Genomic DNA, 25,342 nt, shown 5'->3' with positions numbered 1-25,342 from the left:
TGGGACGGTGTGCGCGTGAAACTAACCGATTCGCCGCGAGAAAACAACGCGGCCCCGCCGGCTACTTGTCGGACAGGTCGAATCCGAACAGCACGCCCACGTACCAGCGCCATTCCCGCCCGTACCGCACGTCGCGGAAGTTGAACGTGCGCGTGAAGTCCGTCAGTCCGTACGCCCCGCTGAAAAAGATGCGTGTCGGATACATCGAGAACGAGTAGGTCTCGAGACGCAGTTCGAAACCCGCGTCGGTCTTCATCGTTCCGGCCGTGAACTGCGACGGATCGGCGACGGCGTCGCCCGCGTCGAAGAACAGTCCGCCGTACAGCTTGTCGAATAAAAGATGTCCGAGTCTGAAATCCATGCTCGCGATGATCGGGAAGCGGTACGTCACGTTCGCGTGATACACCTCGTTCCCGCCGAGGGCGTAGTAGCTGTATCCCTGCATGCCGGTGATGCCGCCCGCGTAAAAATTGAAAAAGTCGTCGACGGGAGCGCCGAGTATGCTTCCCGCGCGCAGGCGCACCGCGAGCGTGTGCTGCCAGCCGGGCAGGCGCGCCGCAAGCGAAAGCACGGTCTCGAGGCGGTGGAAATCGAAATTGGTGTAGCGCGGCACGATCATGCCCGTCGAGGCGTCGTAGTCGAAGTCGCCGTTGGGATTGAAACGGTTGAATTCGAAGTCGTAATACAGGCCGAGGCGCAGGCCGACGGGATTGATCTCGCCGTCGCGCGTGGGTTCCATCGCATGATGCCGCACCGCCGCGCTGAGGTCGTTGCCGATGAGGTACAAGTTGTCGCGGGCGGGCACGAGTCCGTCGGTATCGGGATTGCGGAAGCTGCCCACGGTGCTGGTGTAGCGGCTGTGCCTGTATCCGAGATCGAGCTGCGTGTGGCTCGAGAAAAGATTGTGCTGCACACGCACGCCGAATTCGAGGAGGTTGAACGAGACGTCCACTCCGACGGTGTCGATTGGGAGCTGTATACTCGACGAGGTTTTGCGTGTCACATTCACGACGTCGAGCGAGACGGCGGGAAACACGCCCAGCGACGCGAGCAGCGGAAGGCGGTCCTTGTATGTGAAGCTCGCGAACAGGTCGCGTTCGCCCTTGATGTTGATGGCGCCGCTGCCGAGCATCTCGAGCCGCCCGAGGATGTCGCTGGAGTAGAACATGAGGCCGGGTTTCAGCAGTGCGAGGCCGGTGTTGTCGGGATTGTACGTGTCGAAGCGCAGCACCGGGAACAGCATCATGCTCTGGAAAATCGTCTTGTAGGGCTTCGCGGCCGGAGCGGGCAGGCCGCGGTCGTTGTACGCGCTCAAACGATTCCACTCCCACGCGTCCTGGTCGGCGCTTGCGATCGCCGGAGCAAATTCGCCCGCGGCAATGTAGTCGTTCGATGCGAGCGCGAGCGGCGCGGGGACGCGCAGCAGCGCAAGTTTGTAGCCCGACGCGGTGTAGGCCGCGTACGCGACGTTCCCGCGCGCGTCCACCGCCGGCATGAAGGCCCCGCCCACCACGTTCGTAAGCTGTTCGTCGCGGCCGCTCGCCAGCTCGCGGCGGTAGATGTTGAAGATGCCCGTGCGGTCGGACGCGTAGATGAGGTGCCGCCCATCCGCGCTGTATTTCGGATCACGCGCGTCAGACTCGCCACCGTCGACAAGCAGCGCAAAACCACTGCCGTCGCTGTTCACCCGCGCGACGCCGCGCTGCGCGCGCGCGGAATATCCGAAGACCAGATGCGAGCCGTCCGGCGCCCACGCAGGGGTAAAGACCTGCTCGCCGTCGGTGAAGGTGGTCGCCTGCCGCGCGTTGCCGCCGTCGGCATCCGCGATCCACAGGTTCACCGATCCGTCCTTCGCCGCCACATAGGCCAGCCGCGTGCCGTCAGGCGAGAGTGCGGGATTAAATGCGCGCTTCCCTTCGGTGATGCGCTTCTCCTCCTTGGTCGCGAGGGTATATTCATACACATCGTAGTACAGATGGCCGTACACGCTCGGGGGATTGTACTTGGAGTACACTATCCGCGCACCGTCGGGCGACCAGGTGAGAGCCGAACGCACACCCGCAACGAGCAGTTCCTCGCTGCCCTTTTCCACATCGTAGAGATAGACTGCTGACTGCCCGAAGTAGTCCGACGTCTTGTTCGACACGTACGCGATCTTTTTCCCGTCGGGCGAATACGCGGGATGGAAGTTGCCGAATCCCGTCGCGGCGATGATCTCGCCCTCTGCGCGGCGCGCGAGCACCGGCGCGATGCGCCGGGCGTAGTCGGCACGGAGATCGGTAGCCCACTCGCGGTACAGATCCGCCCCATCAATGCCGATCGCCTTCTTGATCGCTGCGTCGATGGTGAAGACGAAGGTCTTGCCCATCGCGCGCGTGATGTCGACCACGGCCTTCTCGCCGTATTTGCGCGCGATGTAGCGCGTGAGATTGTACCCCGCGTTGTACACACTCTCGTTGCCGAGACTCGTCTTGCCGAAGGCGCCCATCTCGGGCCAGCTCAACATCGAATCCGACAGGACGTAACTGCGGAGGATCATGTCGCGATGCGAATCCCAGTGCTCGTAGCCGAATTGATGCCGCATGTACTGCGCCGTGCCTTCGGCCATCCAGGGCGGCACGATGATGCCGGGCAGAGGATAGGAGATGAGCACGTTCGGATACCCGTACAACACGTCGCTGCGGCGCTCCTTCTCGTAGCCGAACCACTGCAGGGTGAGCGCGGGCAGACGCCGGCCCCATTTCATGGCCGCCTGCATCTGCACGATGTGTGTAAATTCGTGCGCGAGCACGTTGCGCAGCCAGTTGTGCGTGCCGCGCAGTTCAAAGTCCAGCGGCGATGCCCAGATCTCGATCTTGTTGTTGAAGAAGTACGCCGCGCCGTTCGAATAGTCGGAGATGTCCTTGATGATCAGACTCACCCGCTCGTCGGGCTCGTGCCCGTACAGCGATGTGATGGGGCCGTAAATCTCGTCGGCCACCTTTGCCGCCGCGCGCGCCGTGCGCTCCGATCCTTCGTGATACACTACGCGGAAATGTTTGGCCTCGATTGTGAACCAATCCTTCTCCGGTGCGCTGTATTCGTCGGGCTGGCCCTGCGCGACAGTGGGCGCTAGAAGTGCGAGGATGACGAAGATCGGTGTCAGGAGACGGGAGACAGGTAACAGCCCCCCGGTGACCGCCGTTGCCGAACCCGCCCACGTGCCGGTGCAACCACACTTCATCCAAAATTCGGAATTCCGGATTCTGAATTCTGAATTCTGAATTCTGGATTCTCGAATCATTTCACCACCGCGATCTTGATGATTTTCTCGCCGCTCCGCCCCGCGCCCTCGGCCTTGACATGCGCGAGATACACGCCGGTCTGCACGTCCGACACGTTCCAGTCGATCTCGTTGTCGACACCTCCCGCGGCTTTGGAATGCAGCTCGCCCACTTTCGCGCCCGCCAGGTCGTAGATCTTCACGGTCACATCGGCGTTTTCACTGACGTAAAAACGGACCTTCGTCACGGGATCGTACACGGGATTCGGCCAGTTGTAACACCTCTCGGCGGGGAAAAATTCGGAGCGTGTCGTCTGTGTGTACGGCGACGGAGCGGCGTACCGCGCGCGGGTCTCGTCGCCGTCTTTGCTGCGCCATACAAGACCGTTCGGTGCCAGCCGGCCCGCGGTGTTGTAGAGATATACGAGTCCGTCGGTACCGCCCACGGCCACGCCGAGTGTGGGATTTGTGCTGCCGACGGGAAAGAGTAACACGCTCGTGTGCCCCGGCAGCGGCACCGGGAATCCTTCGGCCGCTTTTGCGCGTGTGCCGAGCTGCGTCAGAGCGTCCGCACCCACGCGCAGCAGCGCGTCGCGTGTGTCGCCCGCAAGGCGCGCCGCGAGTGTGTAGCGCGTCCCGCCGCTCGCGGGATAATAGTCCAGTGTCGAGAGAGCGAAGTTCATGGCCGTGACACCGCTGCCGTCGCTCACAAGCAGATCGTTGCGTCCGTCGCCGTCGGCATCCGCGGCGGCGAGATCGGCGATCTCGGGCGAAGTACCGCCCGGCATCTGCCGCGAAAAATCCGTGCTGCTCCAGCGAGGATTCCGGAAGTCAATCGACAGGCCGTGTGCCGCGCTGGCGCCGTCAGACGCGCCGTTCCCGTCGAAGTCGGCTACGCTGCACACACCCGGAAGCGAGCGCCGCGCCGATAGCGCGGGACTTGCGGAAGACGCCACAACTGTTCCGTCGCTGCGCCGTAGGAACTCACCGCTGTAGATGACGTCCGCATCACCGGTCGCGGCAATGCCGGATCCGGGAACCGTGCCCTGCGTCATGGGAAAAACGCGGTTCTCTTTTCCCACGATAAACAGCGTGTCGGGATGGATCATCGATGAGAGTGGCGCCGGCAGGTGGAACACACGGTACAATATCGATCCGTCCCGCACCATCCAGCCGCTCAGATCGGACTGGTATTGTTCGGATGCGTAGGCGTACATGTGCCGCGTCACTTCGTCGAGCGCGCCGTTGTTGTCGGCGTCACGTGTCGAAACGACCACCAGCATGCGCATCTTTCCCGCCGGATCGGCGCTCGCGTGTACGACGATGTCGAGAACGCCGTCGCCGTTGGCATCACCGATCGCGGGCGCTTCAAGAATACGCGACACCTGCGTGAGTGTGGCCGCAACTCGCGGCATGCCGCCACCACGGTAATTGCTGCCGTCCTGTTCAAACACGTAGATGTTGGCGGGATCGGCTGAGGTGCTGTCGGCCGCGTGTGTCGCAACCACGATCTCGTGCGCGCCGTCGCCGTCGATATCGGCGGTCTGCACAAAACTGACGCGCCGGCCGTCGACCGGATCGCGCGGATCGACGGGCCACCCGCTCATGGGTGTGATCACGTTGTCACCCACCGCAACGTCGAGCGACATCAAGGGTCCTGCCGTGCTGATGTTGTCCATCGTCACGTGTGTGAAGTATCCGTCCGCCGAACGTGTGTCGGGAGTGGTGCCCGCGCCGAAACTGTTCTTGTACAGCGGCGAGAGATTATCGCGATGCCAGTAGTCGAGCGGTCCGCCTGTGCCGACACTCGAGCCGAGCACCGACTGTATCGTCTCGCCGATGTCCTGCGGCCCGCCCGCCTGCTCGAGGTCCACGCCCCGGTGTTTCGGCGCCGCATTCACGGTGTTGTCGGCCAGACCTGCATTGATGACGGATTCGTCGATGTGCCAGATCAGCAAGCCGCCCATCACGCGCGCCTCGCGTGTGTCGCTGATCACGGTGCCGCCGGGCAGGCTCCAGTCGAGATCCTCGACGTCAACCACCACGCCTTTTAGCGCCGAAATATTGTCGTTCGTAAAACCTGTCGTGTCCTTCGGGAACGACACGGTCACTTCCTGCCCGCCCGACACGTAGGTCACGCGCTGCCCGTTGTTGCCGGGATCGCGCTGGCGGTTTTCCAGCAGCCAGTACTCGGCATCGGTCACCGGCACACGCAGGATGTCGGCGGTGGAGGGCTGGTCGGTCCGGTACGCGGAGAGCAGGTATTCGCGTTTGCCCGGAACGGCCGAACGCGGCGTGGTCCATCCCAGATACTGCTTCTCCCACGCCGACGGCGCGGGGGGACAGATGCCGCCGAATGCAAAAATCGACTCGGCGTCCATCAGGCCGAAACGCCCGATGCCCGTGCGCCCCGTCCTGGTGTCGAAGAGGTCGGGCAGCCCCGCGTAGGTGCCGAAACTTGCCGCGAGCAGTCCGTTGATCGAAAGCTCGAGCAGCGCGGTCTGCCCCGTCAGCAAGGGGATTTCGCGGGAATCGGTGGAGGGAAGAATAGAGGAGTTCGTGATCCGATATTTTCCGCCGTTGACGGGGATGCCCTGAAAATCCGCGCCGAGCTGCTTGCGGAAGGCGCCCAGCGTGAACGAGAGCGAGGGGATGTCGTACGGTGTTGGATCGGAACCTTGTAAACTCGCGAGATCCACGTCGCGGCCGCGCCCCGCGTGGAAGATGACAAACATGTCGTAGGCCGAGAAGTCCACCGCGGGCTGCACGCGGTCGGCCGCCGTCCAGGCGTCCACGGCCAGATCCGCGACGGGCTTTTCGGTCTCGCCCTTGCGATAGGAATAACCGCGGATGTTCTTCGGCAGTGTCACGACGGAATCGAGCAGCCGCGACACGGCGCGTGTGCGGCCCCCCGACGACTTCGCGATGTAGTTCTCGAGGAAGCGCAAATGCGCGAGGAAGTATGCGCGGTCGTGCGGAAACGCGTCGATGATGTCCGCGCCGTAATCGTAGGGAAAGACGGTGTTGAAACGCCCGGTGCCGCTGGTGCGCGCATCGTCGTCGGGCTGGAATTCCGCCATGAGGGCGAGGACGCGCACGGTGTCGGGCAGCGCCGCGCGCGGGGCGGGACCCGCCGCGCCGGGAGCCGCGAGTCGATGCGCGAGACGAGGCGCCGGCGCCTGCGCCGCCGCGTGTGCGGTGAGCGCGAGTCCGAGGAGGAGAATCGCGATTGCTGTGCGTGCCATGCCGGTCTGTGCCCCGTGTTGCTCTCGAATCTGTGAACCGTCCGCGCGCGGCGCCTGCGCGCGCGGAATAAGGACGGGGCTGTCCGGGGGGTGTCGTGTCACGACACGTTCGGACAGCCCCGCGACGCTCGAATGGTTTGACGGTCGGTTGCTTCGGAATCAGTTCCGCGAATCGTCCGCGGGAATGGTGGTGCCGTCGTCCGGCGGAGTCGTGTCACGATCCCAGAGAATCGAGAGTGTGAACCGGAGTGTGTCGGCCAGCGGACTCCTCTCGCTCGAAATGTCGGTCGAGATGTAGCTGAAATCGAAGCCGTAAATCTCGTACCGCACGCCCGCGCCAAAGGTGAGGAAGCGGCGGTTGCCCCAGTTCGGATCCTCGTGGAAGAAGCCGAAACGCAGCGCCACAAAATCGGAGTACCAGTACTCGATACCCGTGCCCAGCGTGTAGCTGTTCCAGTCGCCGAGCTGCGATTTCGAGAGCGCCGAAATGAAGTTGTCGGCCTTGTCGCCGGTGCGGTGAATGATCAGCTTCGTGATGTCGGTGGTCCACGTCAGCCGGTTGTACTCTTCCTTCACCAGATCGAAGGCCAGCCCGAGACGCAGCGTGGTCGGCAGCGGATCGGACTGCTGCTCGTCGATGTAGGTGATCGACGGACCGATGTTCGAAAAGGCCAGACCCACCGAGAAATGATCACCCAGATCCACGTCGGTGAACGGCAATGTGAACTTCGACGGACGGTACAGCACGCCGAGATCACCCGCCACGGCGGTCGCCGTGCCCGAGCCCTGCTCGTTGGCGGTCGCGACCTGCGAGAGACTGCTGTGAATGATGCGCAGTCCGATACCTAGCGACAGGTCCTCGTCGATGCGTGTGCCGTACGAGCCGGTGAACGCCACCTCGAAGCTCTTGAAGCGCCCGAGCATGTTGTTCGCCTCGTCGCGCCGTTCGAACTCGCCAAGATTCAGAAAGGTGAGCGCCGCGCCGATGGTGCCGTCGATGGAGGGAACGCCCATTTTAAAGTTCGCGTATTCGTAGAACAGGTCGCTCTGCTGGAACTGCGGCAGCCAGTTCGAATGGCTCAGACTCAGTTCCATGCCGCTCTGAAAGCCGAGTCCGGCCGGATTCCAGAAAATGGCCGATGCATCGTCGGCAACGGCGACACCGCTCTCGCCCGTCGCGCTCGCGCGCGCTCCCGGCGAAATGAGCAGGAAGGGCACGGCAGTGCTGGCCGCCCCCTGCGCGTGCAGCAGCGACGCGCCGCAGCTCATGACGAGCAGGACAAGGGCGGCGGCGGCGGTCAGGCGTGTTGTGTGGATGGTCATTCTTCTCCTCGTGAAGCTGATTTGTGACGAATTTAAAAGTTACGTGAAAATTCCTGATCGCGCAAGGCAGTCGTTCATGCACTCAGCGTAGTATCGCCAGCGTGCCGATACGCTCGGATCCGAGCCGCCCGTCGGCTGTACGGCAGACGATCTTGTAGAAATAGGTCCCGTTCGCCGGCGTGTCGCCCTCCTCGTCACGCCCGTCCCAGGGCACACGCACGAATCGTTCGGCGGTCTCCCCCGCGTCGATGCTGCGGATAAGACGCCCGGCCACGGTGTATATCTTGATCTCCACCTTCACCGCCGCGCTCTGATTGTGCGTGAACGTGAACGTGGTTGTGTTCTGCATCGGATTCGGATATGGATACGCGTCCTGCACCGAAAGTCCGGCGCTGTTGGCGACGGAGAAATGTGTCTCGGCGATGGACGAGTTGTTGTGAATGTCCCACGCGCGCAGGCGCAGGGTGTGTGTGCCTTCCGTGAGCCGCCGGTACTGGTATTGGACGGTTCCCTGCTGATACGAGTCGCGGTCGCCGGTGTAAAACGCGTTCAACACCAGACTCGCCTCGCTGCCGTCGAGCCAGGCCTCGATGTTGTGTCCGATGCCGAGTCCCGTCGTATTGATGCCGCTTTCATCACGCAGATCGGCGATGAGCAGGGGCGATTCGTTTACAACATCGCCGGGCAGGAAGCTCCGCTGATCCATGAACAGGCGGATCTCCGGACCGACGCGGTCGGTCACTGCGCTGGTGTCGGATCCACCCACGGTGAAGTTCGTCGCAAACCCCGCACCGTCCACGGCGTCGTTGTCGAAATACACGGCAAGCCGTCCGCTGTTGTTCTCGTAGGAGATGTCCTTCGGAATCGGGAACGTGACGGTGAAGCCGCCGTCGGCCACCGTGGCTTCACCGCGGAAGAGCAAGCCGCCCTGCACGCCGTACGAGAAGCCGCCCCAGCCCTCGAGCGGCACGGGGATGCTGCGTTTTGCATCATAGAGACTGACGGTCGCGACGCCGTTGTAATCGGGCCACCGTGTGCTGTCGGGACGCAGCACGGATCCCTTCAGCGTTACACGCGAGAGCGCCTTGAGCTGCACCTGCCCCGATCCTGCGGCCTGGCCGTTCACGAGTATCGAATCGATGGAACACCTGTAGCGCGGAAACGCGAGGCGCAGACCCGGATCGGCGAAGAGATGGAATTTTTCGTAGCCGGCATCGTTGTACCAGCGCTGTTTGGTCGAAAAGATCGCGTCGCCCAGGCGCTTCGCGCGGCCGTCGGTTTCGCGCCCGTTTGCGAACAGGTTGTCGAAAAAGGTCTGGTTGAAATTCGAGTTGGGTCCGGAATACACGACACGCGGCGAGGAGAGTCCGCCGATGGCCCCGCCTTCGGGCTTTGTGACCATGGCCTCGGTGCCGCTGCGCAGCTTGGGCCTGTCGTAGAGTCCGAACGTACACGTGGCCGCCGCGAGGAAAGTGGGGCGTGTCACATTGGCCAGCATGGGCACGGTCACGTCGGTGACAAACACGTGTTCATGCGCCCATACCGCTTCGCTGCCGTGGCCGGTGTAGTTTATCACCACCGTGCCCTCGTTGATGCGGTCGATGATGGCCTGATTTGCGTCGGGCTTGCGACGGCCTTCGGCCGTGATCTCGGTGCGGTACGACACGATGTACACCTTCTCCTGCTCGATGCCGGTGGGCAGCGAGCGCGCGATGTCCTCGGATTGCGCCGTGTGTGTCGGTCCGTCATCGATGCGTGTCGTGAGTCCGTCGTCGGCCACGAAGGTCACGCGGTTTTTCCACGGCGCAAAATCGGGATCACTCTCATAGCGGATGATCTTGTCCACGATCGACATCGCCTCGGCGGTGTCGAGCACGGGCAGGCGGCCCGTTGCGATGTCCACCAGCGCGTCGTCGCCCGATATCTGCGCGTAAAAATCGTCGGTCACGTACGAGGCCATGAGGTTGATCGAGTTTTCGGACTCCCACACGGGCACGACGATCTTTTCATCCGTCCCGTAATTGCGGTAATCATAATGCCCGTCGCCGAAGAACAGCACGTACTTCGGTTTCACGGTCCAGGAGCGCAGGGCGTACGAGAGGAAATTCCTGATCGCAACCGGATCCTTCACACTGCTGCTGAATTCGTTGTATATCTCGGGCAGGGTCACAACCTTGCTTGTGATCGCATCCTCGCCCGGACGTTCGCGATGCCGTTTCAAGCGTTCCGCGGCCGGAGCCAGATCCTGCGACGTGATGATCACATACTGCGCACCCTGCGTCACGGCGAGATCGGAATTCGACAGACGCGTGGGCGTCGCGGGCTGACGCACGGCGTTCGCCGCGACGGCGTAATACTGCGGCGGCGCGCCCCGGCGCGACGAGGCCTGGAAACGCACGGTGCCTCCGCTGACCGCCGGATCGGCGATGCGCCGCACACGCCAGGGGATGCTCACGTCGTACACCGCCACGTCGCTGTTGCTGAAGCCCTGTATCTCGAACGCGCAGACGGTGCTGGTGTCGGGCGCGCCGAAGTCGAGCACGTCACCCGACGCGGTGAAACGGCGCGCGTAATACCATTCGATCCAATCGACGAATGCGCCGCGGCTGCGGTCGGGATCGGACACATTGTATTCGATCTTCAGCGAACTGCGGTCCTCGGGCAGATCGCCCGGACGTGAAAAGGTCAGCACGCCCGAGCCGGATGCGATGTCGTCCTGGTCGGTCGAGAACGCGACAGTGGTCATCGGAATGCTGCCGAGCGTCTGTCCGTCGGACAGCAAAAACGAGTGCGCCACTTCCGACTGCGCATACAACTTCACGCGGTAGGTGACGGGCTGCTCGCGCACGAGGCCCTCCAGCTTCTTCATCACCACCTGCGTGTTGATTCCGCTCGAGGGCGGTATACGTTTGCCCACCCACATCTTTCCGGAGGAGATCAGGTTGACGGCCTCCTCCTCGTGAAATTCCCTGCCCGTGAACCACTGCGGCGTGTAGGGATTCGCCTCGTTGAGCGACGGCTGCGCCTCGACCCGCCGTCCCGCGGCGCCGCCGAAGGTCAACAGATACGCGTTGGCCGCGTCGAAACGATGGATCGTGTGTGTGTATCGTCCGGCCACGGTGTCCCACACAAAGCCGCTGTTCCCTCGTCCGTAGAAGGTCACCGCGTCGTTGTCGTCGAAACGCCCGTCGCTTTCGCCGCTTACCTCGATGGCGATTTCCTGCAGGTCGTCGGGACGCGGCGATGAGAGGCGTAAGGGCAATTCCCGACCACCTTGTCCGAATATGCGGATGCTGCGCGGATCGACAGACGAGATCGGGATGCCGGCCGAGGTGAACCATGCCTTCGTCAGCCGGTACACGCCGTCCTGCGGTATTTCGATGCGGTACCAGTCGCCGCTGGCGAGCGAGGCCGTCTGTGTCTTGCGCAGCGGCGCCTGCGCCGCGATGCGCCAGCCACGTGCGCTCTGTTCGTTCACCACTGTCCCGCCGAAGGACTCGCCCGCGCGGCCCGCCGAGGTCAGACGTGGATCGGCCGGCCCGAACTGCACACGCACAACGAGCCGCGTGTAGTGCCGAAGCTGGCCCGCGGCCGCATCGAAGGCGTAGGGATACACTCGGAGTGTGGCGAGAAAACGATCGCGCGCGATACCCGCGTCCGCAAGCTCCGCGACCGACTCCGGCAGCAGCCCGCGGCGCGTATACTCGGCGCCGCGCGTGTACGAGGTGACGAGGCCATCGTCTCCGCGGAAGCGCCGCGGCACGGGAGCGAGCACGGTGTTGTGTGTGTCCTCATAGTCCGCGGCCAGTACTGTCACGCTGTGCCCCTCGAGACCTGGCAATGCGAGCAGCACGCCGCGGAATTGGAGATCGGGAATGCCGGGACTTAACGGAGCGACGGACGCGGCCTCCGCGAATTCGGGGCGCACATAGGCGACCCCCGCGTCGCTGAACGACCGCAGTCGCACGACGGGCCTGTATTCGATGGTGATTCCGTCCGCTCCGGATGCAAGCACGCGCAGTTCCTGCGCAAACACGGCGCTTCCAAGCGGCGCAGCGAGCATGGCCACAAGGAGGGCCAAACGCGGAAGGCCGCTGTTACGGACGGGCGGTATCGAAGCAAAGGATCTCGTCATAGCGGTGTCAACAATCGAAAGTTCGTGAATAGTTCTCGGCGCCCGGCGTGTCGAACGCGGCGGAACCCGCGCCCGTATTTTCCTCTCGGCGGCCGCGGCGGAATCGACGGTAAAAGTACAGATTGAGCACGAGATTCAATCCTGTGGATGCACAAAGCGCGAGTCCTGCGCCCGTCATCGAAAGGAAGGGCACGAGGGCCAGATTCGCCAGCACGTTGAGACCCGAGGTGCTGATCGAGAGGAACCGCATGGTACGGCCCTGCCTCTGCGCGTTGAAAAACGAGTGGAACACGGCGTTGATGCCGGCCAGAGCCGTGGCCGCGGCAAGCAGTGGCAGCACCGGGAGCGCGGGCAGGTATCGTCCGGTAAAGAGCAGCGGGACGAGAAGCATGCCGAGTCCGGCCAGCAGGGCCGCGGCGGCGGCACACCATATCGCGTTCAACACGAGCACGCGCCGGGGAATAAAATCCTCGCCCGCAAAGCGGCGGTAACTGCTGCCGGCCACCGCCCTGCTCATCATCGCGATGGGCTGCGCCATCGTATAGGCCACCGAATAGTATCCCACGGGTTCCAGACCGTGCCAGCGCGCAATCAGCATGCGGTCCACTCCGGTGGTCAAACTGTCGACCACGCGTCCCGCGTAGGTCTTGCGGCCGAACTCGCGCACTTCCCTGCGCAGCTCGCCGAGCTGTGCGCGCAGGCCGTGCAGCGACGGGCGCAGCACGGCGGTGATGACCGCCGCGGCGAACACCGTGGTGAGCATGGTCACCAGCAGCGCCGAGAATGGTGTCAGACCGCTCCAATAGGCGAGTCCCGCGAGAGCGGGCAGCAGCAGCAGGCGCGGCAGCACGGTCATCATCGAAAGAAGTCCGATGCGGCCCGCTCCCTGGCAGATCATGAGTATCATTTCCTGGATCGGCAGAACGACGGCAAACGGCGCGGCAAACAACAGCAGGGAGCCAATGCCGGATCCGAGTAACGGATCCGCCATTGCTGAAGCGAGCGCAAGCGCCGCACCGAACAAGAGTCCCAAGCCCATCGCACCCGTCAGCATCGCGCCGGCGCGGGCGCGCTGTGCCTGTTCACCGGTGGCGGTTGCGAGCAGGCGGCCCGCCGATGCAGCAACACCGAAGTCGAAAAAGAGCGCGGTGAATGTGAGCACGGTCACGACGAGGGAATACGCCCCGAAATCTCCGACTGCAAGCCCGCGTGTCAGGACGGTCATCACCGCAAGGCCGAGGGCGCCGTTGGCGATTTGAGCAAAAAAATACCAGAGCGTCTGCCGCGCGAGCGGCGACCGTGCGAGGCCGCGTATCATGGCAACCCGGCCCGCGTACGCTTCACGCCGGACATACGGCTCCCCTGTCGCAACTGCGGCGACAACGGAGAAGTTCGGGAGATGGACTCCCCGGCGGTGGGTGACAGGTGACGACAATCGTTACTCGAGAAGGGTGATTGCAAAGGAGAACCGGTAACGAGTCTGTCGATAGGGCCTGCTGTTTGGTGGGAAAGACGCCGAAGGACAAATATACGAGGGGGTTCATGGCATGTCAAGGAGAAAGCGGCCGCCCCCGGGGCACATCCAGCAGGCGCCTGCTCGAGGAAATTGCCGCCCCGAGTGTGGCCGCGGCCGCCTCGAAGAAGGCCTTTTCCTCATCGCCGAAACGTGCGCGGATCGGACTGTCGACATCGAGCACGCCAAACAGATCCCCGTTCACACACAGGGGCACAACGATCTCGGAACGCGAGGCGCTGTCGCAGGCGATGTGTCCTGGAAAAAGATCGACATCGTCGACCACAACCGTCGCGCGCGACGAGGCGGCTGCGCCGCAGACGCCCTTCCCTTCGTCGATGAAGACGCAGGCGGGCTGCCCGTGAAAGGGGCCGAGCACAAGGCGTGTCCCGTCCATGAGGTAGAATCCCGCCCAGTTGAGATCGTTCACCGACCAGTAGATCAGCGCCGCGGCGTTTGCAAGCAGCGACACGTCGCCGTTCCATCCCTCGCAGAGGGCGTCGAGGCGGACGAGCAATTCCGGATACGTGAGTCCTTTTTCTGCTGCGATGTTGTCCATACGGGGCGTTTCCTGCGCTGCTGCGCGCTATCGGGCAAAGCGGTATTTTGTTCTGGCAATGAAAAAACTTACTATGTTCGATCCCGAATCACAAGACACGGAGCTTTGACCATGAAAACGACACAGCGCGCGCTTGCGGCCATTGTGGCCTTCCTTATGTTGGCGCCGTTTGTTTCCGCCCAGACAAGCGATCCCGGCACCGCCGACGCCAACCCCTTCGCCACGAAGGACCTTTGGGCCGCGGGAGTACACGCGGGCTTTCTTTCCGGCATGGGGCTCTCGGCCCGCTTTCACCCGCAGGGCCGTTTTGCCGTGCAACTGACGGGGGGCGGCTTCAAGTCGGGCAAGGTCTCGACCTATTCGTTCGGACTCGAGGGTCAGTTCGATTTCGACAACGTGGGCCGCTCGCGTTTTTATGGCTATCTCGGCACCGGCTTGTATTCCTGGAAGGACAACGGCACGGAGAAGCTCGACGGGGAATGGCGCGCGGGCATCGGCCTCGCCTACGAATGGGAAGTCTCGAAGAAGCTCATCTTCTGCGCCAACGGCGCCATCACCTATTTCAGCGACGGCAGCGTGTATCCGATGCCGCAGATAGGCCTGTTCTACTACTTCAACTGAGAAGCGAGGCGAGTTCGCCGAAACCCCGCACCGCGTAATCCGGACGCAGCGCGCGCAGCGCCGCTTCGTCCTGAAAGCCGTAGAGAGCCGCGATCGCCATGGTGTTCGCGGCTCTCGCCGCTTCAAGGTCGTAGACGGAGTCGCCGATCATCACCGTCTCTCCGGGCTCCGCGCCCATCTCGCGCATGGCGTGTTGAAGGGGCAGCGCCGAGGGTTTCATTTCCGGGAGCGAATCGCCGCCAAGGATAAGAGGGAAAAACTGCGCGACACCGAGTTCCGCGAGCAGGCGCCTGCTCATCGATACGGGTTTGTTCGACACGACTGCCATGTCGTAGCGCGATAATTTCTCGAGTGTATCGCGGACGTCGGGATACAACACGGTCTCGCGGACGAGTCCGGTGTCGTATTCCTCGCGGAAAATGGGCACCGCGGCCTCACCCGCCAGCGCGTCACCGCCCGCCGCCGAAAAACAGTCCCGCAGCAGATGTGTGACACCCCGTCCGACAAACGGCAGCACGATGTCGTTGTGCAGCGCGGGAAGGTCCGCCCGCGCGAGTGTGCGGTTCACGGCCGCGGCGATGTCGTTGCGTGTGTCGGCGAGTGTGCCGTCGAGGTCGAAGAGGAGGAGTCGAATCATGGATCCTGAATTCACATGCTGAAGAAATATCTCCGTGCAATATGGCGCGAGAAAAGGAATCGTGAACCGTCCTGCTGAAAAATCTTCCTCGTCCGGCATGCGGCTCCCGGATCTCCGTCCCCTGCCCGCCTCTGCGAATTTGCAAAAGCATTTCCCGTTTCGTACATTTGTATTCCGCTGTGGCGGATGGGGCTGTAGCTCAGAGGTAGAGCATCTGCCTTTTAAGCAGAGGGTCGATGGTTCGAGCCCATCCAGCCTCACAGCAGGTCCCGCGGAAGTGGTGAAATTGGCAGACACACCATCTTGAGGGGGTGGCGCTCGAAAGGGCATGCGGGTTCAAGTCCCGCCTTCCGCACCAGAAATGCCGATGTTCGCATCGGCATTTTCCCTTTGTACCGATTCGAGAGGCGAACCATGCGATCGACCCTGTTGTTGCTGCTCCTGTTACTCTCTGTCCGGGCCGCGGGACAGGATAATGCCGAGGCGCGCAAGCTGTATCTCGAGGGCAACCGCAAGCTGACGATGGGCCGTACTGCCGAGGCGATCGCCAAGTACGATGCGGCGCTCGCGCTCGAGAAACACGAGTTTTATTATTACCAGAAGGGTCTGGCTCTGCGACGCGCCGGTGACGAGCAGCGCGCGGCCGTCTGTTTTTCGGAGGCGTTGAAGCTCAACGCGGACTTTGCCGCGGCGCATCACGGCCTCGGCAATTCCTGCGCGGCCTTGCGGCGTTATGGCGAGGCGGTGAGCGCCTTCGAGCGCGCGCTGGCCCTGCACCCCAAACTCGCGCATGCGCGCAAGGGCCTGGCCTCGGCGCAGACGGGACTCGCGCAGGCGCTGCTCGATTCCTCGAAATTCGACGAGGCCCTCGCCACGGCCCGCGCGGCGATGAAAAACGACGAGGGCATGTATCAGCCGCACCTGGTCGCCGCGCGCGCGCTGCTGCGTCTCGATCGGCACGACGAGGCCATCGAGGAGGCCGCCGCCGCGCTGCGCCTCTCGCCCGCATCCGCTCCCGCCGTCGCCTACGAGGTGGGACTCGCCCGCCGCGCGAAGGGCGACCTCCCGGGCGCCCGCGCCGCCTTCGACGAGGCGGCCGCGTCGCCAACCCTCCGCGAGAGCGCCGCGTATCAGAAGCACGAAATCGACTCGCTCCTCAATAAGTAAATACGTGAAACGTGACACGTATCCACGTGACACGTTTCAACGTTGAAGGTAGCAAAGTAGCAAGGAGGAAAAATCGCTCGGTTCGACTTTCCACTTTGCTACTTTCCACTTTCAACGTAAAAGGTAGCAAAGTAGCAAGGTGGAAAAATCGCTCGGGTCTACTTTCCACTTTGCTACTTTTCACTTTCAACGTAGAAGGTAGCAAAGTAGCAAGGTCGGAAGTAAAAGAACCGCTCGGTTCGACTTTCCACTTTGCTACTTTCCACTTTGCTACATTCTACATGCAACGTGTAACGTGGATACGTGTTACGTGTAACGTCGGTCCGTTATAACTCCAGCGCCAGGACGAGCGCGTAATTCCTGATGGGTGCGATGTTGCCGACAATTTCGGCGTAGTTGTACTGGAACAGGTTGTTGACGAGCAGGGTGGCGGTGAGGGGAATACCGCCGCGCGTGAACGACCAGCCCGCGCGCACATCCGTCACGTAGGCCGCCACACGCACGTCGGCATTGGCGATGAGCACGCCGAGTTCGCGGTCGATCTCCTCGATTCTGCCGACGTGACGGAAGTCCGCCGCAACAAAGCCGTCCTCGAAAAGTCGTACTTCACCCGAAGCATTGAATAGATGCCTGGGACGGTATTTTAATATGCCGTCGCGTCCGATATCACGGGGATACATGTACGTGTACGAAATCGCGCCGCGCAGCGCGCCGTCGAAAAACGCCGCCTGCGTGCCGATCTCGAATCCCTGTATACGCGCGCGCGTGATGTTGCGGAACACGATCATGCCGTCGGCGGGATCGAGCGCGGGTTCGACAAGGTTGTTGTACTCGTTCCAGAACAGGGCGATGTCGATCGAGGCCGGCAGCGGCAGTTCCTGCTTCACACCCACCTCGTACGACGTGCTGCGCTCGGAGAGTAACGACGGATTGGGCTTGGTCCGCAGTCCGCCGCCGCTCGCGCTCGCAAAACGCTCGGCGATGGAGGGCGCGCGGAAGCCGCGGCCGAATGAGGCGCGCAGTATTGTGCCGTGTACCGGTGTGTACGCGAGTCCCAGGCGCGGATTCGCCTGACCGTCGATGTCGGCCGTGTCGACGGACGTGAGATCGACACGTGCGCCGGCGGAAATGGTCCACCGCGGATCAGGCCGCCACTCGTCCTGCAGATACAGGGCAGCACCCGCGCCGCCGCGGTCGCCATAGGTGGTGGACCGCACAGTAGTGACGTTGCCGTCGATCCCGCCGGTCACCGTATGCCCGCGCCCCGCGTTTAATGTGCCCTGCCACTCGAACGAGGCGACAAGGGCGTCGGACTGCGTCTTGTCGTTGGGATGTGTGACGTAGTCGGCCGTGTCGCTGGACGCGTCGTAGGCGGTGCGGAACAGCGAGGCGCGCGCCAGCCACGCGAAGTCGGCGCTGCTCGTCGCGCGGTACAACGCCGAGGCGTGTAGTTTGGTGGAATGGATGCGTTCGCCGAGATCCGTGCCGTCGGGCGGCACCAGCGCGTTCTCGAGATTCTTCCAGTATATCCAGTTCGCGCGGTCGTCGGATGCGTAATGCGCGGAGAGACTCAGCGTGTGTTCGGGATCGAGACGGTACTGCGCCTTCCCGTTCAGATTCCACTTCAGAAAATCGTCGTGCTTGCGATAGCCCTGATTGTGGCGCACGCCTCCCGCGACCAGATACGAGAAGCCGTCGAGAGCGCTTCCGTGCTCGACGTCGAGATTGTTGTAGTAGCGCGGACCCGCGCCCCACCACTTCCATTCCGCGTCGTGCGGATCACCGTAAAAGCCGCTCATGAGGCGCGCGCGGTACACGGGCCTGTCGGGCGCCTTCGTGATGATGTTGATGACCCCGCCCAGCGCGCTCGAACCGTACAGGGCCGATCCGGCGCCCTTCACAACCTCGATGCGCTCCACCATCGACATCGGCACGGCGTCCCACTTGATCTCGTTCGCGTCGCCGGCCAGCATCGGCGCGCCGTCGATCAGCAGCAGCACGCGTGTTCCCAGCGCGCGGCTGTACCCGCTCGAGCCGCGCACATTCACCTGCGATTCGGTCATGTTCACACCCGGGATCGCGCGCATCGCCTGGTCCAACGACGTGTATCCACGGCCTTCGATATCGCGCGAGGAAAAAAGAGATATACTGACCGGAATCTCTTCAAAGCTTTGCGCGCGTCGTCCGGCCGTCACCACCACCTCGTCGGTGACGATGGGTGTCTCGCGAAGGCGCAGGTCGAGCACCGCCGTGTCGCCGGCCGCGATGACGATACTCGCCGTCGCGCGTTCATACCCGAGCATCGTCGCCGACACGGAATGCACGCCCGCAGTGATGCGGCGGATGAAGTAGCGGCCCTCGGCGTTGGAGGTCGCACCGAGCATCGTGCCCGGCAGCGCGACGTTTGCGCCGATGAGCGGCCGCCCCTCCGCGTCGGTCACGGTACCGCGCAGGGCGCCTTGCTGCGCGTGCATCGGCGCGGTGCAGAGCAGCATCGCCGCACACAGCGCCAGCGCTGCACGCCGCGCGGATCTGTCAGCGGCCATGCCGCGCCGCCGCATGGCGGATGGCGTAGAGAAGTTCCTCCTGATGCTGCATGTCGTGCACGAAGTCCTTCTCGTCGGTGTCGATGACAAGCAGCGGGCCGCCGTGGTAGTGGGCGATCCAGGATTCGTACAGCGTGTTGAGCTGCTCGAGGTAGCGCCGCTCGATGCCCTGCTCGAACGACCGCCCGCGTCGGCGGATCTGCGCGAGCAGCGTGTCGACCGACGCGCGCAGGTAGATGAGCAGGTCGGGCGGCTGCAGATACGCGCTCATCGCGTCGAACAGCGCGCGGTAATTGGTGTAGTCGCGGTCGTCCATGCGGCCGATTTCGTGCAGGTTGTGCGCGAAGATTTCCGCGTCCTCGTAAATCGAGCGGTCCTGCACCACGTCGAGCCGGCTCTCGGTGATCTGCTTGTGTGTGACAAAACGCTGGCTCAGGAAATACACCTGCAGGTGAAAGGACCAGCGCCGCATGTCGCCGTAGAAGTCCTCGAGGTAGGGATTGTCGTCCACCGACTCGAAATAGGGCTGCCAGCCGAATCGTTCGTGCAGCAACTGCGTCAGGGAGGATTTACCGGATCCGATATTGCCCGCGATGGCGACAAACATGCCTGTGCCCCTTTCCCTTATTGCTCCCAGCGGATTTCCGGCGCGCCGTCGGCGAGGTTCGCGTAACGGGCCAGCACGAAGAAGAAGTCCGACAGCCGGTTGAGATACCGAACGTCGTGCTCGTTGAGTGTTTCGTGTGCGGCCAGCTCGACCGTTGCGCGTTCAGCGCGGCGGCAGACTGCGCGGCACAGATGAATACGCGCGCCGAGTTCGCTGCCTCCCGGCAGAATGAAGAAACGAATCGGTTCGAGTTTCTCCTCCATCGTGTCGATGGCCCGCTCGAGCGCCTGCACCTGCTGCTCGCCGATACGCGGCACCTGCACCTTGTCTTCCGCGAGCGGTGTGGCAAGATCGGCGCCGAGCACAAAGAGCGCGTTCTGCACATCGCGCAGCATGACGGAGATATCGGCATGTGTGCAGGCCGCGGCGGCAAATCCCGCGACGCTGTTGAGTTCGTCCACCGTGCCGTAGGCCTCGATGCGCGCGGCGTCCTTCCGCACGCGCTCTCCGCCGAACAGCGATGTGTTTCCGTCGTCGCCCGTCTTCGTGTAGATCTTGACCATGGCTCAGCGTCCCTGCAGGGCGCGCGTGATGGCGCGGCGCGCGTCGCCCGGCGCGGGGATGCGCGGCCAGACGTCGGTGACCGTGCCCTCATGCAGCACAAAGGCGCGAGGCAGCGTGCGGTAGAGCGAGCGCGCAAAGCGCGGTTCGATCGCCCCCACGGGAAAGGCGGTGCCGTACTGGAACATCACTTCGGTGACCGCCGCGGTGCCCTCGGTCATGAGACCGATGGCCGACGGCACGCCGTCGCTCTGCGCCACGGCGTTCATCATCGTGATGTCGGCCTGCACGTCGCGGGCCTTGGACGAGAAGAGGAAGATGATGTGTGTGCCGCGTGTGAGATCGCGATTGAGGCCTTCCACCGGCCAGGAATCGAGCCGCACGCCGGGCCGCAGACTCGTCGCGTACTCGTCCACCGGAAGCGCGTAGGCAAACGCCGCGGTCGCCGCCGAGGCGGCTCCGAGTGTCAGCACGACGATCACCTTCCACAGCGCCGTTTTCTGTTTCGGCGACGCCAGCACAAGAGTCGAGAACAGCACCGCGAACAGCATGAGCGCGTCCTCGAGTATCACCTGTTCGGGACTCCTGTGCACAAGACTGCCGAAACAGCCGCAGTTGCCTCCAAGTCCGATCATGATGCCATACGCGGTGATACCGATGAAGAAGGCCATGAGGATCATGGTCAGCACGCCCGTCAGGCGCGGGAACAGGTTCACAAATAGGGCGCCCGCAAGCAGCACCTCGCCGATGATAAAACACCAGGCCGCTATCCCCGCGAGAGCAGGGAAAATGTCGTAGCCGCGGATCTGCTCCGCAAACGCAGGCGGATCGAAGGCCTTCAGCACGGCGGCCAGAAGTATCACCGCGCCGACCGCGATCTGCAGCACCCGCGCGGTGACACGAAGAACGGGATTTGATGAGAGAGGTGCGGTCATTTCTTTACAAGATTGAGTATGGACTGTTCCATCGTCGAGACGGGTTCGCCCACGATGCGGCCCTTCTCCTTGCCGTCCTGATACACGATGATGGCCGGATAATCGTGCCCGTATTTTTCAAGCTCGGCGCGCGGCTCGCTGCCGCCCATCGCGATGCCCACAAAACGCATCGTGAAGCGCGGATTCTTCGCGTCCTGCATCACTTTCAGGAAGCGCGGCACCACACGTTTGCAGGTCGGGCACCATGTAGCGAGCATCACCACAAAGTCCACCGGCTTCGTGTGCCGCGACAGCGCCTCGACGGCGGCCTTGCGCGGGGTGTAGGCGTCGCGCAAGGCGGCGTAGATCGGGCTGTGCGCCAGCAGCACACCCAGCCCCACTTCGCCGACAAGCGTCTCGCGCATACGCACGGCGTACTTCTTCCCTTCAAACGTGAAGCTGCTCGCGCCGGATTTTACGGTGTACGATCCGGCGGATTTGCCCGCGGGCATGCCCTTCGTGCTCACCGTGTAGTCGCCGCTGGCGCTCACGTCGGCCGCGGCCACGACGGTCACCTTCTTGGCGGAGAGATCGAGAAAAAGAGCGCTGCGTCCTTTGTCCCGCACCAGAAGCAGCCAGGGTTTGGAGCCGGAGGGCTGGAACGCGCGTACGCCGATGTCGGGCTTGCCGTTCACCTCGGCTTCGAACTGCGGGGCCTCCTCCCACTCGTCGGCCTGCGCGCGCGCGGGCGCGGAAATACACAAGAGTGACAGCGTTATGGCGGATAGAATTGAGACGACTGTTCGCATGAGACACCGGATAATGAAGGAAACAACATACAAAACGACCTATGCAGGTACAACGCACGCGGCCTTCCCCAAGTTCACCACACGCGCGCTGTGTGGGCCGCGCGGATTCGTCCCCGCCGCGGCCGTGCGCCGCTCCTTGTCCAATAGCGGACACTTCAGTACTATTGGATTCACCCAGCACATACATTCCGGAGGCCGCCATGGACATGCACAGCCACATCGCCCGCATTCTCGCCATCGATCCCGGCGCCGCGACCGACGCGGATCGCGCTCTCCTCGCGCCCGTCTGGGAACAACTCCGCGCGGGAAGACTCCGCGCCGCGGAAAAACGCGACGGCGTCTGGTCGGTGAACACCGAGGTAAAACAGGTGATCCTCTGGGCCTTCAGGGCCGGTATTCTCGAAAATACCGGAGTATCCGATCCGGTATTCGCCTTCACCGATAAAAACACCATTCCGGTGCAGACCTTCGACGCCGCCAGCGGACGGCGCATCGTGCCCGGCGGGAGCAGCATCCGCGATGCGAGCTATATCGCGCCGGGTGTCATTGTCATGCCGCCGTCGTACATCAACATCGGCGCCTTTGTGGACGAGGGCACGCTGGTGGACAGCCACGCGCTGGTCGGCTCCTGCGCGCAGATCGGCAAACGTGTGCACCTCAGCGCCGCCGTGCAGATAGGCGGTGTGCTGGAACCCGCCAACGCCGTGCCTGTCGTGGTGGAAGACGACGTGATGGTGGGCGGCAACAGCGGCATTTACGAGGGCACGATCGTGCGCCGCGGCGTGGTCATCGGCACGGGTGTCATACTCACCGGATCCACCCCCGTGTACGATCTCGTGCGCGAGGTCGTGTATCGCAAGACCGCCGAACATCCGCTCGAGATCCCCGAGAACGCCGTCGTGGTGCAGGGATCGCGTCCCGCGCGCGGACGGTTCGCCGAGACACATGCGATCCATATCTACACACCCGTGATCATCAAATATCGGGACGAAAAAACCGATGCCGCCACCGCCCTCGAGGAAGCGCTGCGGTAGTCGGGACATCGGGGCGGCGGGGGAACGGAGTGACGGAGCGTCGAAGAGACTTTGCGCCGCTCCGTTTCCCCCTTCCCCTTACCCCGTTCACGCCTTCCCGGATGGTCCGGCGCTCACAAATCACCTTGCGCCGTTCAGATTTTCTGGGTAGATTAGGTTTCTGTACACCGTGAGAAGGACAATCACGCATGTCTTCGTGGAAGCGTCCATCCTCCCACGAATGGTGTCAAATGCGAGAACAGCGCGCTGTGCGCAACCAACCACTATTTTTCGGAACACCCATGAGTATCGACCCGACAACCCCCGAAAACCGCGACCAGGAATTACCGATTCCCGAGTCCACCGACATGCCCGCACAGAGCGACACGCCTGCCGCCGAAGCGCCCGTCTCCGACGCGCCCGCCGCGGAAACCCAGGCCGAAGTTGCTGCTGAACCCGAGGCCGCTCCCGCGGCTGTTGAACCCGTCGCAGAGGTGACCCCCGCTGCGGAGGAAACAGCCGTCGTCGAAGCCGCGCCTGCAGCGGATGCCGCTCCCGCAGCCGAAATCGCCCCCGCCGCAGAGGCATCGGGCGAGACCGCTGTCGAGACTGCCGCTGACGTGGAAGGACTGGAAGAAGGCGAGGAGACGGATGAGACGGGCGCGCCGAAGAAAAAGCCGAAGCGCCGCCCGCGCCTGTCGGACGAGGAAGCGCAGGTTGTGTGGGATGAACTCACGGCCGCCAACAAGGAGCAGACCGTGCTGCAGGTGCGCTGCCTGCGCGCCATCCCCGGCGGCATGATCGTGAGCTTCAAGGAACTCGAGGGATTTGTTCCGCGCTCGCAGTTCATGCTCGAAGGCCGCGCCGAGCAGACCGACATGCTGCCCTTTGTGGGGCAGGATGTGCCGGCGCTCATCGTCGAACTTTCGGACTTCGAAAAGCGCAAATACGTGTGCAGCCGCCGCAAGGCCCTGAAGCTCGAGAAATTCCTCGTCGTCAAGAAGGGCGACATCCTCGAAGGCGAAGTGACCTCGATCACCAATTACGGCGTGTTCGTGGATCTCGGCGGCGTGGACGGCCTCGTGCACATCTCGCGCCTGAGCAAGGTGCGTGTCGCGAATCCGGCCGATGTCGTGAAGCTGCACGAGAAAGTGAAGGTGCGCGTGGTGGATGTGGAACCGCACAAGGAACGCATCGCCCTCAGCATGAAGGAATTCACCGAGTCGCCCTGGACGGCCGCGGCGGACAAGTACACCACCGGTACCGTGCACAAGGGCCAGGTGCGCAACATCACCGACTTCGGCGTGTACGTGCAGCTCGAGCCCGGCATTGTCGGCATGGTGCACATCTCCGACCTGTCGTGGACGCGCCGCCTCCAGCACCCCTCCGAGGTTGTGCGTGTCGGCCAGCATCTCGACGTGCAGGTGCTGGAAGTGCGCGCGAGCGACAAACGCATCTCCCTGAGCGTCAAGGCCACACAGCCCGATCCGTGGCCGCGTCTCGCCAACATCTATCACGTCGGTGCCGAAGCAACGGGCACGGTGAAACGTGTGATGGACGCCGGCGCCATCGTTGCGCTCGAGTACGAAATCGACTGCTTTGTGCCGCGCGGCAAGATGGGCGCGCAGCGCCGCGGTCCCCGCGCCCCCAAGCCCGCCGAAACCAGCGCCATCAAGGCCGGCGACAGCGTGCAGGTAAAAGTGCTCGAGATGGACATCGACAAAAAGTCTTTCATCTGCGCCATCGTGCGCGAGGAAGGGCAGGATTCGCGCGAGGATCACGGCGGTGAGTCGTTCAACATGAAGACCTCCACCGGTGAACGCGGTTTCTCGCTCGGTGATATCCCCGCCCTGCAGAACCTTTTCAAGAATCAGGAAGCCGAAGCCGCCGCCGCCGCACCCGTCGTCGAAGCAGCACCCGTCGTCGAAGCAGCCCCGGTTGTGGAAGAGGCGCCCGTCGCAGAAGCAGCCCCGGTTGTGGAAGAAGCGCCCGTCGCGGAAGCAGCCCCGGTTGTGGAAGAGGCGCCCGTCGCGGAAGCAGCTCCAGTTGTGGAAGACGCGCCCGTCGCGGAAGCAGCCCCGGCAGAAGATGCGGCCCCCGCCGTCGACGAACCCGCTGCGGACGAAAAAACGGACCCCGCTGTCTGATTCTCAGAAAAACTGTTCATAAAAAACCCGGCGCAAGCCGGGTTTTTTTATTGACCAAATCCAATCACCTTGTCTCGTCCTAAAAAAAGTTGACAGAAAAATCGTTCGTGTATCGCTTCGTTATGGATGTTCCAGTGATCGGTTTTCCACGTGTGATCGGTTCGGAGTGGTCGTTTCCGGCATCGAGACGCGTTGGTGGTAGCAGAAGCCGTCCTGTCAATACCGCATCAATATCAGCCGCGCCGAAGGGTAGTATTGACTGGGCGGCTTCTGCGAACATATT

16 protein-coding genes and 2 tRNA genes are annotated in these 25,342 nt (G+C 63.1%); 6 read left to right on the top strand and 12 right to left on the bottom strand.

The window, feature by feature from the left end; genetic code table 11:
* Positions 1-61 precede the first annotated feature (61 nt).
* The 6 genes from HY962_09560 to HY962_09535 form a co-directional block, all read right to left on the bottom strand.
* A complete protein-coding gene (locus HY962_09560) occupies positions 62-3,223 on the bottom strand; it encodes a PD40 domain-containing protein (protein MBI5647164.1) in 3,162 nt (1,053 codons plus the stop codon).
* Between the two features lie 56 nt (positions 3,224-3,279).
* Complete coding sequence (locus HY962_09555) at positions 3,280-6,507, bottom strand: VCBS repeat-containing protein (GenBank protein MBI5647163.1); 3,228 nt, start codon at positions 6,505-6,507, stop codon at positions 3,280-3,282.
* A gap of 159 nt (positions 6,508-6,666) precedes the next feature.
* Entirely contained in the window at positions 6,667-7,776 is a 1,110-nt protein-coding gene (locus HY962_09550; protein ID MBI5647162.1) for a PorV/PorQ family protein, read from the bottom strand.
* A gap of 136 nt (positions 7,777-7,912) precedes the next feature.
* Positions 7,913-11,965, bottom strand: a complete 4,053-nt coding sequence (gene porU / locus HY962_09545; protein MBI5647161.1) for a type IX secretion system sortase PorU — start codon at positions 11,963-11,965, stop codon at positions 7,913-7,915.
* 7 nt (positions 11,966-11,972) lie between these two features.
* Positions 11,973-13,283 (bottom strand): lipopolysaccharide biosynthesis protein, encoded by a 1,311-nt coding sequence (locus HY962_09540; protein ID MBI5647160.1) that lies wholly within the window; start codon positions 13,281-13,283, stop codon positions 11,973-11,975.
* A 232-nt stretch (positions 13,284-13,515) separates the two neighbouring features.
* On the bottom strand, positions 13,516-14,037 hold the full coding sequence (locus HY962_09535; GenBank protein ID MBI5647159.1) for a GAF domain-containing protein: 522 nt from the start codon (positions 14,035-14,037) through the stop codon (positions 13,516-13,518).
* Between the two features lie 111 nt (positions 14,038-14,148).
* Here HY962_09535 and HY962_09530 point away from each other — a divergent pair, with 111 nt between their 5' ends.
* Positions 14,149-14,658, top strand: a complete 510-nt coding sequence (locus HY962_09530) for a hypothetical protein (protein MBI5647158.1) — start codon at positions 14,149-14,151, stop codon at positions 14,656-14,658.
* Here the strand turns inward: HY962_09530 and HY962_09525 are convergent.
* On the bottom strand, positions 14,651-15,295 hold the full coding sequence (locus HY962_09525) for an HAD-IA family hydrolase (GenBank protein ID MBI5647157.1): 645 nt from the start codon (positions 15,293-15,295) through the stop codon (positions 14,651-14,653). The two genes, HY962_09530 and HY962_09525, sit on opposite strands and share 8 nt — an antisense overlap.
* Positions 15,296-15,483: 188 nt before the next feature.
* Here HY962_09525 and HY962_09520 point away from each other — a divergent pair.
* The 3 genes from HY962_09520 (at position 15,484) to HY962_09510 (ending at position 16,462) form a co-directional block, all read left to right on the top strand.
* Positions 15,484-15,555, top strand: a tRNA-Lys gene (locus tag HY962_09520).
* Between the two features lie 11 nt (positions 15,556-15,566).
* A tRNA-Leu gene (locus HY962_09515) sits at positions 15,567-15,653 on the top strand.
* A 56-nt stretch (positions 15,654-15,709) separates the two neighbouring features.
* Entirely contained in the window at positions 15,710-16,462 is a 753-nt protein-coding gene (locus HY962_09510) for a tetratricopeptide repeat protein (GenBank protein ID MBI5647156.1), read from the top strand.
* Positions 16,463-16,788: 326 nt separating this feature from the next.
* Here the strand turns inward: HY962_09510 and HY962_09505 are convergent, their stop codons facing one another.
* Genes HY962_09505 through HY962_09485 form a run of 5 tightly spaced genes read right to left on the bottom strand, consistent with a single transcriptional unit; the run spans position 16,789 to position 21,899 of the window.
* Positions 16,789-19,008 (bottom strand): TonB-dependent receptor, encoded by a 2,220-nt coding sequence (locus HY962_09505; GenBank protein ID MBI5647155.1) that lies wholly within the window; start codon positions 19,006-19,008, stop codon positions 16,789-16,791.
* Positions 18,998-19,615: a deoxynucleoside kinase gene (locus HY962_09500; GenBank protein MBI5647154.1), complete on the bottom strand. Its 618-nt coding sequence runs from the start codon at positions 19,613-19,615 to the stop codon at positions 18,998-19,000. The genes HY962_09505 and HY962_09500 overlap by 11 nt, the downstream gene beginning before the upstream one ends.
* Positions 19,616-19,632: 17 nt before the next feature.
* Complete coding sequence (locus HY962_09495) at positions 19,633-20,178, bottom strand: cob(I)yrinic acid a,c-diamide adenosyltransferase (protein MBI5647153.1); 546 nt, start codon at positions 20,176-20,178, stop codon at positions 19,633-19,635.
* 3 nt (positions 20,179-20,181) lie between these two features.
* Positions 20,182-21,111 carry a hypothetical protein gene (locus HY962_09490; GenBank protein MBI5647152.1) on the bottom strand — a complete coding sequence of 310 codons (930 nt, stop codon included), beginning with the start codon at positions 21,109-21,111 and terminating at the stop codon, positions 20,182-20,184.
* On the bottom strand, positions 21,108-21,899 hold the full coding sequence (locus HY962_09485) for a thioredoxin family protein (protein ID MBI5647151.1): 792 nt from the start codon (positions 21,897-21,899) through the stop codon (positions 21,108-21,110). Before HY962_09485 ends, HY962_09490 begins: the two co-directional genes overlap by 4 nt.
* A 200-nt stretch (positions 21,900-22,099) precedes the next feature.
* Between HY962_09485 and HY962_09480 the strand changes: the two genes are divergently transcribed.
* Together HY962_09480 and HY962_09475 are read left to right on the top strand one after the other, a co-directional pair.
* A complete protein-coding gene (locus HY962_09480; GenBank protein ID MBI5647150.1) occupies positions 22,100-22,933 on the top strand; it encodes a 2,3,4,5-tetrahydropyridine-2,6-dicarboxylate N-succinyltransferase in 834 nt (277 codons plus the stop codon).
* 281 nt (positions 22,934-23,214) lie between these two features.
* On the top strand, positions 23,215-25,059 hold the full coding sequence (locus HY962_09475) for a S1 RNA-binding domain-containing protein (GenBank protein ID MBI5647149.1): 1,845 nt from the start codon (positions 23,215-23,217) through the stop codon (positions 25,057-25,059).
* The last annotated feature ends 283 nt before the right edge of the window (positions 25,060-25,342 follow it).

This window comes from Ignavibacteriota bacterium (assembly GCA_016218045.1).
In the GTDB taxonomy this organism is placed as follows: Bacteria; Bacteroidota; Ignavibacteria; order SZUA-365; family SZUA-365; genus JACRFB01.
Note: the sequence above shows the minus strand (reverse complement) of the source record. Positions and strands in the feature narration are given on the sequence as shown.